Annotated in this window: 16 protein-coding genes; 8 read left to right on the top strand and 8 right to left on the bottom strand. The window is 71.7% G+C overall.

Annotated features, from left to right (window positions below):
* Nucleotides 1-155 precede the first annotated feature (155 nt).
* Complete coding sequence (locus tag ACFFJB_RS08815) at nucleotides 156-959, bottom strand: enoyl-CoA hydratase (RefSeq protein WP_376830837.1); 804 nt, start codon at nucleotides 957-959, stop codon at nucleotides 156-158.
* Between the two features lie 117 nt (nucleotides 960-1076).
* On the opposite strand from ACFFJB_RS08815, the gene cysE reads away from it, so the two are divergent.
* Complete coding sequence (gene cysE, locus ACFFJB_RS08810) at nucleotides 1077-1925, top strand: serine O-acetyltransferase (RefSeq protein WP_376830836.1); 849 nt, start codon at nucleotides 1077-1079, stop codon at nucleotides 1923-1925.
* A gap of 247 nt (nucleotides 1926-2172) precedes the next feature.
* Nucleotides 2173-2388, top strand: coding sequence for a DUF3126 family protein (locus ACFFJB_RS08805; protein WP_376830835.1), 216 nt, complete (start codon nucleotides 2173-2175; stop codon nucleotides 2386-2388).
* Between the two features lie 104 nt (nucleotides 2389-2492).
* Here the strand turns inward: ACFFJB_RS08805 and ACFFJB_RS08800 are convergent, their stop codons facing one another.
* A complete protein-coding gene (locus tag ACFFJB_RS08800; RefSeq protein WP_376830834.1) occupies nucleotides 2493-2636 on the bottom strand; it encodes a hypothetical protein in 144 nt (47 codons plus the stop codon).
* 254 nt (nucleotides 2637-2890) lie between these two features.
* Between ACFFJB_RS08800 and ACFFJB_RS08795 the strand changes: the two genes are divergently transcribed.
* The gene (locus ACFFJB_RS08795) at nucleotides 2891-3424 is read left to right on the top strand and encodes a gamma carbonic anhydrase family protein (RefSeq protein ID WP_376830833.1); all 534 of its coding nucleotides are present in this window, start codon (nucleotides 2891-2893) and stop codon (nucleotides 3422-3424) included.
* Between the two features lie 142 nt (nucleotides 3425-3566).
* On the opposite strand, the gene ACFFJB_RS08790 is transcribed toward ACFFJB_RS08795, so the two are convergent.
* Nucleotides 3567-4199 (bottom strand): transglutaminase-like cysteine peptidase, encoded by a 633-nt coding sequence (locus ACFFJB_RS08790; RefSeq protein ID WP_376830832.1) that lies wholly within the window; start codon nucleotides 4197-4199, stop codon nucleotides 3567-3569.
* Between the two features lie 203 nt (nucleotides 4200-4402).
* Here ACFFJB_RS08790 and ACFFJB_RS08785 point away from each other — a divergent pair, with 203 nt between their 5' ends.
* Nucleotides 4403-5269 (top strand): rhomboid family intramembrane serine protease, encoded by an 867-nt coding sequence (locus ACFFJB_RS08785; protein ID WP_376830831.1) that lies wholly within the window; start codon nucleotides 4403-4405, stop codon nucleotides 5267-5269.
* Nucleotides 5270-5404: 135 nt separating this feature from the next.
* Nucleotides 5405-5836, top strand: coding sequence for a CBS domain-containing protein (locus ACFFJB_RS08780; RefSeq protein WP_376830830.1), 432 nt, complete (start codon nucleotides 5405-5407; stop codon nucleotides 5834-5836).
* Nucleotides 5837-6107: 271 nt separating this feature from the next.
* Here the strand turns inward: ACFFJB_RS08780 and ACFFJB_RS08775 are convergent, their stop codons facing one another.
* The 3 genes from ACFFJB_RS08775 to folE all read right to left on the bottom strand — a co-directional run bounded on the left by ACFFJB_RS08775 (nucleotide 6108) and on the right by folE (nucleotide 8505).
* Nucleotides 6108-7118 carry a patatin-like phospholipase family protein gene (locus tag ACFFJB_RS08775; RefSeq protein ID WP_376830829.1) on the bottom strand — a complete coding sequence of 337 codons (1011 nt, stop codon included), beginning with the start codon at nucleotides 7116-7118 and terminating at the stop codon, nucleotides 6108-6110.
* Between the two features lie 179 nt (nucleotides 7119-7297).
* Nucleotides 7298-7738 (bottom strand): phosphoribosyl-AMP cyclohydrolase, encoded by a 441-nt coding sequence (gene hisI, locus ACFFJB_RS08770; RefSeq protein ID WP_376830828.1) that lies wholly within the window; start codon nucleotides 7736-7738, stop codon nucleotides 7298-7300.
* A 119-nt stretch (nucleotides 7739-7857) separates the two neighbouring features.
* Entirely contained in the window at nucleotides 7858-8505 is a 648-nt protein-coding gene (folE, locus tag ACFFJB_RS08765) for a GTP cyclohydrolase I FolE (protein ID WP_376830827.1), read from the bottom strand.
* A 449-nt stretch (nucleotides 8506-8954) separates the two neighbouring features.
* On the opposite strand from folE, the gene ACFFJB_RS08760 reads away from it, so the two are divergent.
* Nucleotides 8955-9419, top strand: coding sequence for an iron-sulfur cluster assembly scaffold protein (locus tag ACFFJB_RS08760; RefSeq protein WP_376830826.1), 465 nt, complete (start codon nucleotides 8955-8957; stop codon nucleotides 9417-9419).
* Nucleotides 9420-9538: 119 nt separating this feature from the next.
* Here ACFFJB_RS08760 and ACFFJB_RS08755 read toward each other — a convergent pair whose 3' ends face one another.
* Entirely contained in the window at nucleotides 9539-10393 is an 855-nt protein-coding gene (locus tag ACFFJB_RS08755) for a MipA/OmpV family protein (RefSeq protein ID WP_376830825.1), read from the bottom strand.
* A 355-nt stretch (nucleotides 10394-10748) separates the two neighbouring features.
* Between ACFFJB_RS08755 and yidD the strand changes: the two genes are divergently transcribed.
* Both yidD and thrS read left to right on the top strand, forming a co-directional pair.
* Nucleotides 10749-11183, top strand: coding sequence for a membrane protein insertion efficiency factor YidD (yidD, locus tag ACFFJB_RS08750; protein ID WP_376830824.1), 435 nt, complete (start codon nucleotides 10749-10751; stop codon nucleotides 11181-11183).
* A gap of 226 nt (nucleotides 11184-11409) precedes the next feature.
* A complete protein-coding gene (gene thrS / locus ACFFJB_RS08745) occupies nucleotides 11410-13437 on the top strand; it encodes a threonine--tRNA ligase (protein WP_376830823.1) in 2028 nt (675 codons plus the stop codon).
* A 158-nt stretch (nucleotides 13438-13595) separates the two neighbouring features.
* Here the strand turns inward: thrS and ACFFJB_RS08740 are convergent, their stop codons facing one another.
* Complete coding sequence (locus ACFFJB_RS08740) at nucleotides 13596-15773, bottom strand: AI-2E family transporter (RefSeq protein WP_376830822.1); 2178 nt, start codon at nucleotides 15771-15773, stop codon at nucleotides 13596-13598.
* Nucleotides 15774-15784: the final 11 nt, after the last annotated feature.

Raw genomic sequence — 15784 nt, 5'->3', positions numbered from 1 at the left:
CGCCGGCAGAGGCGCGGACGCAGGCGCCCCGGAGGCGCGACGCGGGGCGCTGGCGTCGGGCCGTGGCGCGCGCCCGCCTTGCGTCCCGCCAGGCGCGCGACGCGTCGCCTGACGCCGTCATGTCGGCGCCGCCAGACCCTGCCTGCGCGGGCCGGCTACCGGCCCCGGAACACCGGCTGGCGCTTCTCCAGGAAGGCGTCGCGGCCTTCGGCGTAATCCTCGCTGTCGAAACAGGCGCCAGCCAGCGCCAGCAGGCCGGCCTCGTCCGGCGCGCCCGGCAGGCCGCTGGCGGCGTTGATCGACGCCTTGGCCGACCGCATCGCCAGCGGGGCGTTGGCCGCGATCGTCCGCGCCAGCGCCATGGTCTCGCGCTCAAGCTCCGCCTCCGGCCACAGCCGGTGCACGGCGCCCAGGGCCTTCGCCTCCTGCGCGTCGAGGCGGCGGGCGGTGAAGAACAGGTCGCGCGCCACCGCATCGCCGAAGGCCGCCACCACCAGCCGCATCGCCCGCGGCGGATAGCCCACGCCCAGGCGCGCCGCCGGCACGCCGAACACCGCGCCCTCCGCCGCCACGCGCAGGTCGCACGCGGCCGCCAGACCAACCCCGCCGCCCATGCAGAAGCCGCGGATCATGGCGATCACCGGAACCGGGCAGGCGTTGACGGCGGCGAACGCCGCCTCATTGCTCTCCTCATAGGCCCTGCCGCCCGCGGCGCTGGCCCGCAGGACGCGGAACTCGCTGATGTCCGCCCCGGAGGCGAACGGGCTGTCGCCGGCGCCGCGCAGCACGATCACGCGCACCGCCTCGTCCGCCGCCATGTCGGCCAGCAGCTGGGGCAGCGCCCGCCACATGTCGAGGTCAAGGGCGTTGCGTTTCGCGACATTGTTGATGGAAATGACGCCGACGCCGCCGTCCGCTTCGGCGATGAGCTTGCTGGTGGGTGAAGAAAAAGTTTTCATCGTGAGGCCCGGGGCGCCGCTGGTTTTTCCGGCTGGCGCGTTTATGTGATAAAGCCATCCGCCCGGCGCGCGCCCTGCGGGCGCGTCAGGCACGTCCGCCAGATGGGAGACAGACAGATGACGCTTGCTACAGTTCGCGATGATAGCAAGGTCCCCGGCAAGGTCACGCCGCTGGACCCTGTCTGGACGCACATTCGCAACGAGGCCGAAGCGGCGCTGGCGCGCGAGCCGGACATGGAGCCCCTGATCCGGGCCACCATCCTTGACCACGCCTCGCTGGAAATGGCCGTCGTCCACCGCGTCGCCTCGCGCCTCGCGCACCGCCTGCTCGGTGAGGAAACCATTGTGCGCGCCTGGACCCAGGCGCTTGATTCCGAGCCTTCCATCGCCCAGGCCATGCGGGCTGACCTCGCCGCGGTGATCGACCGCGACCCGGCCACCGTGCGGTTCATCGAGCCGGTGCTGTACTTCAAGGGCTTCCACGCCATCCAGACCCACCGCCTCGCCCACTGGCTGTGGGACAAGGGGCGCAAGGACTTCGCCCTGATGCTGCAGAGCCGCTCGTCGGAAGTGTTCCAGACCGACATCAACCCCGCGGCCCGCATCGGCAAGGGCATTTTCCTTGACCACGCCACCGGCCTCGTCGTCGGCCAGACGGCGGTGATCCAGGACAATGTCTCGATCCTGCAGGGGGTGACCCTCGGCGGCACCGGCAAGGAGCGCGGCGACCGCCATCCCAAGATTCGCGCCGGCGTGCTGCTGGGCGCCGGCGCCAAGGTGCTCGGCAACATCGAGGTGGGCCAGTGCGCCCGCGTCGCCGCCGGTTCGGTGGTGCTGCATCCGGTGCCGGCCAACGTCACCGTGGCCGGCGTGCCTGCGCGCGTGGTGGGGCCGGCCGGCTGCGCCGAACCCGCCCGCACCATGGACCAGATCCTCGCCGACTGGGCCACGGACTACACGATCTGAGCCCGCGCGGGGCCGCGACCAGGCTGTGGGCGGAAGCCGCAGGGCGCCCGCTCGCATGTGGGCGCCGGCCGCGCGGGCCTGTCGCCGCGCCGGCGCCGGGTGTATGCCTGTGGCGTCACGCGCCGGCGCAGGGCGCCGCCGCCAGCGCCATATCCATTTCCAGCCGGCCGTCCGGCTCCCGCGCCGCTCCGGACAAGGGTCCCGGGCGGCGCTTCCGGAGCCGGCGCCGCTCCTACGGAGAACTCCTTTGGACAAGAAAGAACTCGCCCGGGTTGAGCGTTACCTGCGCCGCACCTTCGGCAACGCCGCCATCCGCGTCGCGGCCCGCCCGCGCAAGAAGGACTCCGCTGAGGTCTATGTTGGCGAGGAGTTCATCGGCGTGCTGTTCCTCGACGACGAGGACGGCGACCGCAGCTACAGCTTCCAGATGGCGATTCTCGACACCGACCTGGACGACGAGTGACACAGGCCGCCAGGGGGCCGGCCTTTTCCGGACGACGGCCGCTCCCGCGCCGGCGGGGGCGCATGCGCCCTCCCGCCGCGGCCGGCGCCGGCCGCGGCGCCCGCTCAGCCGAGCAGCGCGCACACCAGCGCCGACATCATGGCCATAGCCATGAACAGGCTGAGGAACGCCCCGACCGTGAATTCGGCGGACGGGTTCCGGGCGATGATGACGTCATCGGAAATGTGAAATTCGGCGTCTGTTTCCATAGGGGCGTTCAGGTCAGCAGTGGATCGGGGCGTCATTTACTTTCTTCCGGATCCGCCTGCGCGGAAATTCACATTTGGGGCCGGCGGCGCCGCGATGACGTCGCGTTTGCTTTTGCGACGCCCGTATTCAGGGGCGGCGCAAGGCGCCAGCCCGGCGAAAACGCCTTCGCGTCGCCTTCGCGCCGCCGCGCGGCGTCCGCGACCTTGACGCGCCCGGACCGCTTCGCCAACGTTTGCGCCGACTGGAGGAAATCATGTCGGTATACGCACTTGGCGACGTCCGTCCGCAACTGCCCGCTGCGGGTTCTTACTGGGTCGCGCCCTCGGCCCATGTCATCGGCAACGTCCGGCTCGGCGAAGGGGTCGGCGTCTGGTTCGGCACGGTGATCCGCGGCGACAACGAGCTCATCGACATCGGCGCCCGCACCAACATCCAGGAGCTGTGCATGCTGCACACCGATCCTGGCGCGCCGATCACCATCGGCGAGGAGTGCACCATCGGCCACAGCGCCATCCTGCACGGCTGCGTCATCGGCGAAGGTTCGCTCATCGGCATGGGCGCCACGGTGCTGAACCGCGCCCGCATCGGCAAGGGCTGCCTGGTGGGCGCCAACGCCCTGGTGCCGGAGGGCAAGGAATTTCCGGATCACTCGCTGATCATCGGCGCGCCGGCCCGCGTCGCCCGCCCGCTGCGCGAGGAGGAGGTGGCCCGCCTGCGCATGAGCGCGGCGCACTATGTGGCCAACTGGAAGCGCTTCGTCAGTGACCTGAAGCCCGTCGACGGCTGAGCGCGCGCCCGGGGCAGGGCGCGTTCCGGCGCAAAAAAAACATGGACGGCGCGGCCCCGGGGTCGCGCCGTCCATGTTTTTGCTGGCTGGCGCCGGGTTTTCGCCGGCTGGCGCGGGCCGTGGCCGGCGCGCCGCTCCTGTTTCAGCGCGAGGCGGTGGCCACCGCGTCCTGCGGCGCGCCCAGCGACACCCAGGCGTTCTGGCTCACCGCAGACTGGCGCTTGACGAACGTGTAGCCGGTGCGGCTCCAGGGCAGGATCGCGCTGCGGCGGTTGTCCAGCACGAGATCGCCGCGGTCCGTCACCACGGTGAGCACGGCGTGGCCTTCGCCGAGATTGTCGCGCACCACGGTGACGAGCAGCGCCTGGCGCGGATAGCCCATGTCCATGAGCATGCGCCGCTTGGCCAGAACATAGTCCTCGCAGTCGCCGCGGCCGTCGGACGGATAGTCCCAGCGCTCGGCCACGCCCCAGTGCTCCATGTCGGTGACCGGAATGATGGTGGCGTTGAAATGGTCGTTGACCGCCTTGAGATCGCGCAGCGTCTTGCGGTTCAGCGGGACCTCGGCCGGGGAGGTGAGGGCGTCGTCACACTCGTCGCGGTAGTTCTGGCAGAACCCTGCCCAGCCGACCGGCGGCAGGGTGGTGGCCACCACGGCGGCGCGCGCGGGACCGGCGCCGGAGAACAGGCCGGCGGTCTTCAGGTCCGTCGCCTGGACCTGGCTGGTGGCGACGGCGAGCGCCGCGGCGAGAAAAAGACCGGACCGGACAGACACGACCTGCACCCCTGCGGGTTAACCTGCCGGTAACCATTCCATGCGCGCCCGGGACCGGCAAGACGCCAGGTCGCCAATTATGAACGAATGGTTAACCGTTCAGGTTCCCAGTCTGGCCGGCCTCAGGCGCTCCGGGCCCGCCGCGGGCCGGCGCGCCGGCGGCGGGCGGCCTTGCGGGAATCAGCCGTGGCCCGCATCATTTCATGATGAGCAATCCGGACCGGGGCCCGGCGCCCCACCTCTCTCCCGCGCCGCGGGAGCCGATCTTCAACGTGCCGACCGTCGTCGCAGGGCTGGTCGGCGTTTTTCTGCTCGTGCACGGCGTCCGGGAAATGGCGCCGGCGTTCAGCGACTTTTTCTGGCTGTACCGGCTGGCCTTCGTGCCGGCGCGGGTGTCGTGGTGGCTGGATCCCGGCGGCTTCCTGCCGGCGCTCGCCGCCCGGGCGCAGGAGCTGCCGCCGGAAACCGCCGCCGCCTGGATGGCCATGGGGCGGATGATCGTCCACCAGGACACGCTCGCGCCGTGGACGTTCGTCACCCACGCCTTCCTGCACGGCTCCTGGACCCATGTGGGGCTGAACGCGGTGTGGCTTGTCGCCTTCGGCTCGCCGCTGGCCAGCCGCTTCGGCGCGGCGCGGTTCCTGGCGTTTTTCCTGGTCTGCGCCGTGGGCGGGGCGGCGGCCCATTACCTTTCGACGCCCATGGACGTCATTCCCATGGTGGGCGCTTCGGGAGCGATTTCCGGCTGCATGGGCGCGGCCATGCGCTTCGCCTTCAACGTGCGCGGCGGGCTGTTCGGCGGCCCGGCCAGCATACATTTCGCCCACGCCGACAGCCTGCGCGAGACGCTGCGCAACCGCCGGGCGCTGCTGTTCGGCGGGGCGTGGCTGGTCATCAACGTCGTGTTCGGCCTGCTGGCCGGACCGCTGGGCGTGACGCCCGGCGAGGTGGCCTGGCAGGCCCATATCGGCGGCTTCGTCACCGGCCTTGCGCTGTTCGGGCTGTTTGATCCGTTCACGCGCCCGTCAGGCGCGGGGCGCCGTCCTGGCGGACCGGGCGCATTGCATTAAGGCCTTGTTGCGCCCACAATTCTTCTGTCAGGCCAGCCGCGCTGGCGGGGGCGTGCGCGCCGGAGGGCGCCGCGCGGGCCCGCCGCGCAGACCGCAGACGCAGCAAGGGGCAGGGACGGACTGGAGGAAGCCACGATGAGTGTCGCGCGCATTCTGGCCCACAAGGGCCGCAAGGTTACGTCCGTCGGACCGGACGCCACCCTGCAGGAAGCCGCCGGCGTCATGTCGGCCGAGGGCATCGGCGCCGTGCTTGTCCTGGACGGGACGCGGGCGCTTCTGGGCGTGCTGTCGGAACGGGACATCGTCCGCGCCGTCGCCGCCCGCGGTCCCGGCGTGCTCGCCGACGAGGTGCGTTTCCACATGACCCGGGACGTGGTGACCTGCGGGGAGAGCGACAGCGTCAACGGGCTGATGGAGGTGATGACCACCCGCAAGTTCCGCCATGTTCCGGTGGTGGACAGGGGGCGGGTGACCGGCATTGTCTCCATTGGCGACGTGGTCAAGTTCCGCCTCGCCGAAATCGAGATGGAGCATCAGGCGCTGCGCGAATATATCGCCACCGGCTGAGTCTGGCGGCCGCGCGGTTCGCCGGCGCCGGCGGAGCGGGGGGCGGGCCCGTCGCCCTGCGGCGCGGGCGCGCGGCGGCTGTTGCGCTTCGCCGCCTTCCGGCATGTCCGTCCCTGATTCAGCCGGCGCCAGTCCAAGCCCTGCCACGTGCCGCCCCTTTCGCCCTGCAGGCGGTTGCGGCCCGGCAAGGGGGCGGCCCGGCCATGATGTCGGGGGCTGGCGGCGGCCGCTCCCGCCCCGGCGCGGCCCCGCGCCGGCGACCCGGGCCGCGTCAGCTCACGATCGCCGCCGCGGCCAGCATTTCCTCCAGCTCGGGCAGGGCGCGTTCGGCGGCTTCGGCGCCAAGACGCATGCTTTCCTCGGCCCGGTGAAAGTCAAACAGGCCGATCTGGCCAAGGCGGGGGCTGATCATCAGATTGGGCGGATCGCCCGCTAGGCGCGAGCGCGCGATGCGGTCCTGGGTGATGTTGAACGCGTCCACCAGAACCGCGCCGATGCCCGGCGCGCCCTCCGCCCGGCGGTCGCGGCGGCGCGCGGCGCTGAAGGCGCCGAGCAGGCCGCGCGGGCGCGCCTCCTGCTCCGCCGCCGGTGCCTCGTCGTCGTCCAGCGGGCCGTGGCCGGGAATGGTGCTGGCGCGGCTGGCGCGCAGGTTGCCGTTGAGGTTGATCGCCAGCACGAACTCCGCCCCCAGCGCCCGCGCCACCGTCACCGGCACCGGATTGACCAGCGCCCCGTCCATCAGCCAGCGCTCGCCGATGCACACCGGGTCAAAAATGCCGGGCAGGGCGTAGGAGGCCCGCATGGCCTCGACGATGGAGCCGCGGGTCAGCCACACCTCATTGCCGGTGCCCAGCTCCGTCGCCACCGCGGCGTAACGCACCGGCAGCTCCTCAATGCGGTGCTCGCCCACGTCCTGTTGCAGCAGGTTGCGCAGACGCGCGCCGCCGAGCAGGCCAGAGCCGCCCATGGACAGGTCGAGCAGGCCCATCACCCGCCGCCGCGTCAGCGACAGGGCGAAACCCTCCAGCGCGTCAAGCGCGCCCGTGGCCAGGCAGCCGCCCACCACGGCGCCAATGGAGGAGCCGACGATCACCTCGGGAACGAATCCGGCCTGCCCCAGCACCCGGAGCGCGCCGATATGCGCCCAGCCGCGGGCGGCGCCGCTGCCAAGGGCGAGGCCGATGCGCGGCGGCCTGGCCCGGCGCCCCGCGCGGGCGTCGCGCCGGTCCGGCGCAGGGGCCTGCGCCGCCGCGCCGGCGGCCGGCGCCGCTTCCTCCGCCACGGGCGCATCCGCCCCGGCGGCCGCGGCGCGGCCGGATGCGCCGCGCCGGAATGGCATGAATGACCTGCCTGCAGACATGGAGACGCCTCCCTGGGTCAAGCCGGCCGCCGCCCGCGGCGCGGACCGGCCCGCACGGCACCGCGTCGCCGCGCCAGCATGCCTGAAATGATGACGTGATGTCAGCCGCGCGGCGCCTGTTCCACGAAGCGCAGCTCCTGGTCCGGGGTCGCGCCGTCTCCGGTGGCGACGGCGCGATAGAAACAGGTGCGCCGGCCGGTGTGGCAGCAGCCGCCGTCGCCGCCCACGCGCACGCGCAGCCACACCGCGTCCTGGTCGCAGTCCACGCGCATCTCCACCACATGCAGCACCTGGCCGGAGGTGTCGCCCTTGCGCCACAGGGTCTGGCGCGAGCGCGACCAGAACCAGCCCTCGCCGGTGGCGATGGTGCGCCGCAGCGCCTCGGCGTTCATGTGCGCCACCATCAGCACGTCGCCGCCGTCGGCGTCGGTGACCACGCAGGTGATGAGGCCGCTGGCGTCAAAGGCGGGCGCGAGCCGCGCGCCTTCCTCAACCTCGTGTTTTGAGCCGCGCGGGGCGAAGTCATGCGGTGCGGAGCACATGGTCGGAACCCTGGTGAACCGGCCCCGTCCGCCGGCCGGGCGGGCGGCGGAGCCAGGCGGATGGTCTGCGAAGGAAAGCGGCGCCCAGGCGTCGCGCCCTGGCGCGCGCGCCGCCGCGGTCAGCGGCCGGCGCGCACCATGGAGAAGAAGCGCGCCTGCTCGGCCGGATCATCCCGGAACACGCCGCTGAAGCGGGTGGTGATGGTCTGCGAGCCCTGCTTCTGCACTCCGCGCATCGACATGCACATGTGCGAGGCCTCGATCATCACCGCAGCGCCGCGCGGCTGCAGCCGCCGGTCGATGGCGTCGAGAATTTGCGCCGTCAGCGTTTCCTGGGTCTGCAGGCGGTTGGCGAAAATGTCGACCACGCGCGCCAGCTTGGACAGCCCGACGACGCCGCCATCCGGGTAATAGGCGATGTGCGCCTTGCCGGTGAACGGCACCATGTGGTGCTCGCAGTGCGAGAAGAAGGGGATGTCCCGCAGCAGCACCATGTCGTCGTAACCGCCGACTTCGGTGAAGACGCGGTCAAGGTGGGCGTCCGGATCCTGGGCGTAGCCGCCGTACAGCTCCTCGTACGCCTTCACGACGCGGCGCGGGGTGTCGACCAGCCCCTCGCGGTCCGGGTCGTCGCCGGCCCAGGCGATCAGCGTGCGCACGGCGGCCTCGGCCTCCTCCCGCGTCGGGCGCGCGACGCCCTGCGTCGGTTTCTTGTCGGCGTTGGCCGTGGCCAACCGCGCGGACAAGGACTTAACCACACCATCCATGTGGTGCCTCCCGCTGTCGATCATACGTCGTCCATTCATCCAGCGCCGCACGATCGACCTGACCCTGCGGCGCGCCAGCCGTTCGCGACGGGTGGCGCAAAACGACCGCAGCGGCAACTGCCCGGTTGCGACGGGGTCGTGACGAACCGGATCCCGTTCCGGCACGGACAGCCCCGCGCGCCCGCGAAAGCAGGCGGGGGGCTGCGCCCCTCTATATAGGAGCGGGGGCGCGCCGTCCTAGCCCCCATTTTAACGCGGCCGGCATTATTGTCGCGCGCAACGGGCGCATGCCCGCCGCGCGGGGCGAAAAAACCGCGGCGCGGGGCGTGTTCCGGAAGGCGGGCGCCGGCGGCGGGCCTTGGTGCGGCGGCGAAAAAGGCCTATCTGTGCCGCAGACGCCGCGGGCGCTCCGCCAGGCGGCGCGCTCCCTGTTCCGTGCGGGTGAAGGCATGCTCGATGATGTTTATAACCGGCGCATCCTGTCGCTGGCCGCCAACATTCCGCGCCTCGGGCGGCTGGAGCAGCCGGACGGCGTCGCCGAGGCGCACGCGCGGCTGTGCGGCTCCTGGGTGAAGGTGATGCTGCGGGTGGCGGACGGCCGCGTCGCCGATTTCGCCCATGAAGTCAGGGCGTGCGCCCTGGGCCAGGCCTCGTCGTCGATCATGGCCAGGGGCGTCATCGGCGCGGATCTGGAGGAACTGCGCCAGCTGCGCGACGCCATGTTCGCCATGCTCGACCAGGGCGCGCCGCCGCCCGGCGGAAAATGGGCCGAGTGCGCGCTGCTGGAGCCGGTGCGCGCCTATCGCAACCGTCACGCCTCCACCATGCTGACCTTCGAGGCGACGCTGTCGGCCATGCGCCAGGCGCTGGAGAAGCAGGACCAGGAGCGGGGCGCGCGGCAGCCGGCGCCGTAACCGGCTCCCGGGCGGGGCGCGGCGCTCCGGCCGCCGGCGCCACTGGCGAATACCATGAAAAAAGGACGGCCCATGCGGCCGCCCCTGCGTTTTGTACCCGCCCCCCGGCGCGCGGGCGTTCACCAGAGCGCGCGGGTGGTGAAGGAATAGGCGGCGCTGACGCCGGCCGTGTACTGGTTGCGCGAGCCGTAGCGGCGCACGATCGGGCTGTCGGCGGCCGGCCCCACCAGACGGTCGTAGGCGCCATAGATGGTGGTGGTGAAGGCGTCCGACCAGGCGTAGGAGGCCGAGGCGGTGACGCCGATGGCCGTGGCGCCGCCGCCCGCCTTGTAGGGCTGCACGAAGCCGGCGGTGAGCAGCGCGTCCTGGAAGCGCACGCCGTAAACGTCGTGGTTGTACTTGCTCCCGCCCCACTTGAGGCGCGGACCGATGGCGAAGGTGAAGCGGTCGACGTTCTGCACGAAGTCCGCCCCCAGCATGCCGACGAAGCCATGGGCGTTGCCCACGGCGTAGCGCAGCTCGGCGCGCAGGCGCAGGAAGTCCGCCGGCCACACGTCCACGAACACGCCGGGCTGCAGCGACCAGCCGGCGTCCTTCAGGCCCCGCAGCCGGCGCTCCTGGCCGCTGTAACGGCCGCCATTGTAGCCCGCCACCACGCCGGCCCGCAGCCAGGAGGTGTCGTATAGGCTGAGCGAGGCGCTGTCGGTGGGCGCGGTGAACTTCGGCCGCTCGCCCACATGGCGATAGCTGACTGACGGATAGCCGAACAGCGTCAGCCGGTCCGCGCCCGGCCAGGCCGGCGACACGCCGATCGACGCCTTCACGGTCACCACCCACTCGTCCGACGAAACCGGGGCGTTGTTGAAGATCACGTCGTTCCGGTCCCAGGCGGACTGGGCGAGCGCTGGGCCGGCCATGGCGAAGGCGGCGCCGGTCCCGGTTACGGCGGCGAACAGTCTGGTCAGGGCGTGCATTGCGGTCGGGGCTTTCCTGTAACCTGCTCCTCAGGATTGCTTGTACGACGGCAAACCTTAGCAAATCCTGACGAAAGGCTCGATACGGGGTAGATTGCGCGCCGGCGCCGGTCCGGGTCAAATTCAGCGCGGAAGGCCGCCGCGACAGGCGTGGCTCCGCGACGCGCGTCATTTGCCGTTGCCGGTGTGGCTGCAATATGGCTGGCGTCGCGACCGCGCGCCGCGCCGCCCGCACTGGTCCGAATCGGCGCGCCGTCACGCCATGATGGCCTGCCGCCGCGGGCGGCGACAGCCGTCCTGACGTTTCCCTGGCGTGTCCATGATGCGTCGCGCCGGCGCCGTGGTGTCTGGGTCCATGAAATCATTCGCGAAACCACGCCCTGATCCACAGCCCGCCGCCGCGCCGGCGCGCGGGGCGGCGCGGGTCCTGGCCGCGCTGCGCCAGACGCCGGCGCTGGCCGGCATGGCGCTGGTGCGCTGCTACCAGCTCACCCTGTCGTCCGTGCTCGGGCGCCAGTGCCGCTACCTGCCCACGTGCTCGGCCTACGCCATGGAAAGCATCGGGCGCTTCGGCCTGTGGGCCGGCGGCTGGATGGCGCTGGCGCGCGTGTGCCGCTGCCACCCGTGGGGCGGGCATGGCCTCGACTACCCGCCGCTGCGGCGGCCGCCGGCGGCGCGCTGGTGGGCGCCGTGGCGCTATGGCCTGTGGCGCGGCCAGCGCGAAACGCAGGAGGGGCCGCCCCGGCCGCGGCTGGTTTGCGACCCGCCGGATCAGCAGCCGCCATCCTGACCGGCGCGCAGCCGTCCGGGCGGTTGATTGCCTCAACGGCGGGGAAGGGGTAATTCATGCGCGCCGGCGGGGCCGGGGGTGCCCTCCCGCCCCTGCGGCGGCGCCAGCGCCGCCCGCCGGCCGGGCGCGGGCCGCCCGCGGAACAGGGCGCAGCCGGCGTTTGACGGCGTTTTTTCCTTGCAACGACGCTTACCTGCCACGTTCGCAGGAGTGAGCGGGGGACGACATGATCAACGTTACTTTTCCTGACGGCGCGGTGCGCCAGTATCCCGAAGGCGTTACGGGCGTGGAGATCGCGAAGGGCATTTCGCCCTCGCTGGCGAAGCGCACGGTGGCCATGGCCCTTGACGGCGCGCTCGCCGATCTCGCCGACCCGATCACCCGCGACGTGAGGATCGAGTTCATCTCCCGCGAGGATCCGCGCGCTCTCGAGCTGATCCGTCACGACTGCGCCCACGTGCTGGCCGAGGCGGTGCAGAGCCTGTGGCCTGACGCCCAGGTGACCATCGGCCCGGTGATCGAGAACGGATTCTATTACGACTTCGCCCGCGCCGAGCCGTTCACGCCGGAAGATTTCCCCGCCATCGAAAAGAAGATGCGCGAGATCATCGCCCGCGACGCGCCTTTCACCAAGGAGGTGTGGACGCGCGAGCAGGCGAAGGAATATTTCGCCGCCCGGGGCGAGCACTACAAGGTGGAGCTGGTCGACGCCATTCCCGAAGGCGAGGAGATCCGCATCTACCGCCAGGGCGAGTGGCTCGACCTGTGCCGCGGCCCGCACATGACCTCCACTGGCAAGATCGGCAACGCCTTCCGGCTGATGAAGGTGGCCGGCGCCTACTGGCGCGGCGACAGCAACAACCCGATGCTGACGCGCATCTACGCCACCGCCTTCGCCAGGCAGGAGGATCTCGACCTCTACCTGAAGCAGCTTGAGGAGGCGGAGCGCCGCGACCACCGCCGCCTTGGCCGCGAGATGGACCTGTTCCACTTCCAGGAAGAAGGTCCGGGCACGGTGTTCTGGCACCCCAAGGGCTGGACGCTGTTCCAGAACGTGGTCAGCTACATGCGCCGCCGTCTCGCCGGCGACTATGAGGAGGTCAACGCCCCGCAGATCCTCGACAAGGCGCTGTGGGAGACCTCCGGCCACTGGGAGTGGTACCGCGAGAACATGTTCGCGGCGCAGTCGGCGGGCGACGAGGCCGAGGACAAGCGCTGGTTCGTGCTCAAGCCGATGAACTGTCCGGGCCACGTGCAGATCTACAAGCACGGCCTCAAGTCCTACCGCGACCTGCCGCTGCGTCTGGCGGAGTTTGGCGTGGTGCACCGCTATGAGGCGTCCGGCGCCATGCACGGCCTGCTGCGCGTGCGCGCCTTCACCCAGGACGACGCCCATGTGTTCTGCACCGAGGACCAGCTGGCGGACGAGTGCCTGAAGATCAACGACCTGATCCTCTCCACCTACGCCGACTTCGGCTTCGACAGGATTGTCGTGAAGCTCTCCACGCGTCCGGAGAAGCGCGTGGGCTCCGACGCCCTGTGGGATCACGCCGAGGCGGTGATGGCGCGGGTGCTGGAGCAGATCCGCGAGCAGTCCGGCGGCCGCATCGAGACGGCGGTCAACGAGTGCGAGGGCGCGTTCTACGGGCCGAAGTTCGAATATGTGCTGCGCGACGCCATCGGCCGCGACTGGCAGTGCGGCACCACCCAGGTGGACTTCAACCTGCCGGAGCGTTTCGGCGCCTTCTACATTGACGCCGACGGACAGAAGAAGACGCCGGTGATGGTGCACCGCGCCATTTGCGGCTCGATCGAGCGGTTCACCGGCATCCTGATCGAGCACTTCGCCGGCCATTTCCCGCTGTGGCTGGCGCCGGAGCAGGTGAAGGTGCTGACCATCACCCAGGACGGCGACGCCTACGCCCAGGAGGTGCTGGCGGCGGCGAAGCGCGCCGGCCTGCGCGCCGGCATCGACCTCAGCAACCAGAAGATCACCTACAAGGTGCGCGAGCACTCGCTGGCCAAGGTGCCGGTGTTGCTGGTGGTGGGCCGCAAGGAGGCGGCGGAGCGCACAGTGTCGATCCGCCGCCTGGGCTCGCAGGAGCAGCGCTCCATGGGCCTGGACGAGGCGCTGGCCATGCTGCAGCTGGAGGCGCTGCCGCCGGACCTGAAGCGCCTGCGGGCGAAGGATCCGGTTCCCGGCCAGCTCGACGTGGAGCTGGACGGCCAGAAAGTGGTGACCGGCGCGCCGTGACGGCCCGCGCCGCGCCCGCCGTTAACCGCGGCCCCGGAGCGATCCGGGGCCGTTTCCGTTTCGGGGCGGCGGCGCGGCCTGGGCGGCGGGCGGACAGGCCGCGCGCCGCAAGAAGGACGTGACGGGGCCGCAGCCGCGCGCCGGGGCCGCCGCGGGCGTTATCCGCCCGCGCCTGACGTCCCGGCCGTTTCCGGCGGCGACGCAGCCGGTTGCGCGGGGCGCGGCGCGCGCAGCGGGCGCAGGGCGCGCCGGCCCCACGGCCGCTGGTCCGCCGGCGGCTCCGTCGCCGGCTCGGGCGCGAGCGCCATGGTCACCGCATCCTGCAGGCGCGTGGCGAGGAAATCGGCGTAAACCGCCGCGGCGCTGAACGGCGGCGGCGGATCGTCCTCCGCCAGCGGCGTAAACACCCCCACCCGCAGGCCCGGCCGGGTCCGCTTCAGTCGCCGCGCCGTCTGGCGGGCGTGCGCCGCAGAGGCGACGTTGAGATAGACCAGCGTCACCACGTCAAAATCCGCCAGCGGCAGGTCGACCGGGCCATAACCGCCCAGATCCGTGAAGGAAGCCACCGCCGTGTGCGCTCCCTGCACCTCAAGCGTCTGCGCCAGCATGGCGGCGGCCACGTCGTCCAGCTCGCCGCGGCCGCCGGCCACCAGCGCCCGCCGGCCTTCGCCGTCCGGCAGCACCAGCGGCGCCGGCGGCCCGGCGGCGGCGTCACCGTCGCCGTCGCCGGAACCGTCGCCCACCATGCGCCGGCCGGCCTCCACCAGCTTCGCCACCACCCCGTCGCTGTGCGGCCCCGCCTGCGGCGCGGCGCCGGCCGGATCTTCCGCTTCCTCCTCCAGGGCGATGTCGGTGAGGCTGGCGACCAGTATTTGCGCGGTGGCGGCGAAACGCGCCAGCTGCGCCGCGTCCATCACCCCGCGCTGGCGGTCGGCCTCGCCCATGCGCAGCGCCGGCAGCCCGATCTCCCCGTAATAGTCCACCAGATAGCGCTCCTCGAGAAACGCGCCGGCGTTGTCGGCGGCCTCGTGCGGATCGCCGGCCAGCAGCCGCTGGTACAGCCGTTCGTGCGGCTCCAGCACCGGCTCATTGCCCAGCAGCACGTCGAGAAAGGCGAACTGCCGCACGTGCCGTCCCAGCACCATCATGCACACCGTCACCGGCGTCGACAGCACCAGTCCCACCGGCCCCCACAGCGACGTCCACACGATGGCGGCGATGATGATGGCGATGGGCGAAAGGCCGGTGCGCGAACCATACAGCCACGGCTCGATGACATTGTTGCTGACCAGCTCCGCCACCAGGAACAGTCCGGCCGTCCACAGCAGCAGCGACCAGCCCGGCGCGGCGGCCACCGCCAGAAACAGCGGCCCCATCATGCCGATCGCCGGTCCGATATAGGGCACGAAGCGCAGCGCCAGGGTGAGCAGGCCCCACAGCATGGCGTTGGGAATGCCGAGCAGCCACAGCCCCACGCCCACCGGCACGGCGTAAAGCACGTTCACCAGCAGCTGCATCAGCAGGTAGTGGCCCACGCGCTCGCCGGCCTCCTGCAGGGCGGCGGTGGCGCGGTGCAGGTCGCCGGCTCCCGCAAGGCGGATGAAGCGGTCGCGCAGGTTCTCCCGCTCCAGCAGCATGAAGATCACCAGCACGATCACCAGGCCGGCGGCGGCGAACGGGCTGACCAGCGGCGCGATGAGATTTTTCAGCGTCTCGATGGGGCTTTCGCGGGCGATGATCTCCACCGGCACCGGCTGGCGGGCGCGCTCCGCCTCCGCCGGCGCGTCGGGCGCGGCCGGCGGCGTCAGGGCAGGGGGCGTCCGGAGCGTCGCGGCGTCGCCGGAGGGCGGCGCGCCGGCCTGCGGCGCGGGAGCGCCGGCCGGGCGCCTGCCCTCGATCTCCGCGCCGATGCGCCGCACGGAATCGGCGACGCGGTCGATGACCCCGTCCCCGGCCCCCATCTCCTTCAGGGACTGCACCTTCTGGACGATGTTGGCCTGGTAGGCCGGCAGGTTGCGGGCGAGGCCGGCCACCTGGCCGGCGATGATGAAGCCCACCAGGCCGATGATGGCGAAGGCCGCCCCCACCGCCAGCAGCACCGCCGGAACCCTGGGCGTCGACCACTTGCGCAGCCAGTTCACCACCGGAGCCAGGGTGAAGGTGAGCAGCACCGCCACCGCCAGCGGCATGAAAATGTCCCGCCCCACATACAGCAGTCCCGCCAGCGCCGCCACGGTGAGCAGGGCGCCGGGGGCGGGCCGGGCCGGATCGGCGGCGGCGGCCGGCGCGATGGCCGGGACAGGGGGCGGACGCAGCGTGTCGCGGACGGGCGCCATGGCGAACGTTT

The organism is Camelimonas abortus, from assembly GCF_042432745.1.
Classification (GTDB): Bacteria; Pseudomonadota; Alphaproteobacteria; order Rhizobiales; family Beijerinckiaceae; genus Camelimonas; species Camelimonas abortus.
The sequence above is the reverse complement of the archived record's forward strand: the minus strand, read 5'-3'. Positions and strand labels throughout refer to the sequence as shown.

Coding starts and splice junctions, on each gene's coding strand:
- ACFFJB_RS08815 (WP_376830837.1), bottom strand. CDS start 959: ATGAAAACTTTTTCTTCACCCACCAGCAAGCTCATCGCCGAAGCGGAC.
- cysE (WP_376830836.1), top strand. CDS start 1,077: ATGACGCTTGCTACAGTTCGCGATGATAGCAAGGTCCCCGGCAAGGTC.
- ACFFJB_RS08800 (WP_376830834.1), bottom strand. CDS start 2,636: ATGGAAACAGACGCCGAATTTCACATTTCCGATGACGTCATCATCGCC.
- ACFFJB_RS08795 (WP_376830833.1), top strand. CDS start 2,891: ATGTCGGTATACGCACTTGGCGACGTCCGTCCGCAACTGCCCGCTGCG.
- ACFFJB_RS08785 (WP_376830831.1), top strand. CDS start 4,403: ATGATGAGCAATCCGGACCGGGGCCCGGCGCCCCACCTCTCTCCCGCG.
- ACFFJB_RS08780 (WP_376830830.1), top strand. CDS start 5,405: ATGAGTGTCGCGCGCATTCTGGCCCACAAGGGCCGCAAGGTTACGTCC.
- hisI (WP_376830828.1), bottom strand. CDS start 7,738: ATGTGCTCCGCACCGCATGACTTCGCCCCGCGCGGCTCAAAACACGAG.
- folE (WP_376830827.1), bottom strand. CDS start 8,505: ATGGATGGTGTGGTTAAGTCCTTGTCCGCGCGGTTGGCCACGGCCAAC.
- ACFFJB_RS08760 (WP_376830826.1), top strand. CDS start 8,955: ATGCTCGATGATGTTTATAACCGGCGCATCCTGTCGCTGGCCGCCAAC.
- ACFFJB_RS08755 (WP_376830825.1), bottom strand. CDS start 10,393: ATGCACGCCCTGACCAGACTGTTCGCCGCCGTAACCGGGACCGGCGCC.
- yidD (WP_376830824.1), top strand. CDS start 10,749: ATGAAATCATTCGCGAAACCACGCCCTGATCCACAGCCCGCCGCCGCG.
- thrS (WP_376830823.1), top strand. CDS start 11,410: ATGATCAACGTTACTTTTCCTGACGGCGCGGTGCGCCAGTATCCCGAA.
- ACFFJB_RS08740 (WP_376830822.1), bottom strand. CDS start 15,773: ATGGCGCCCGTCCGCGACACGCTGCGTCCGCCCCCTGTCCCGGCCATC.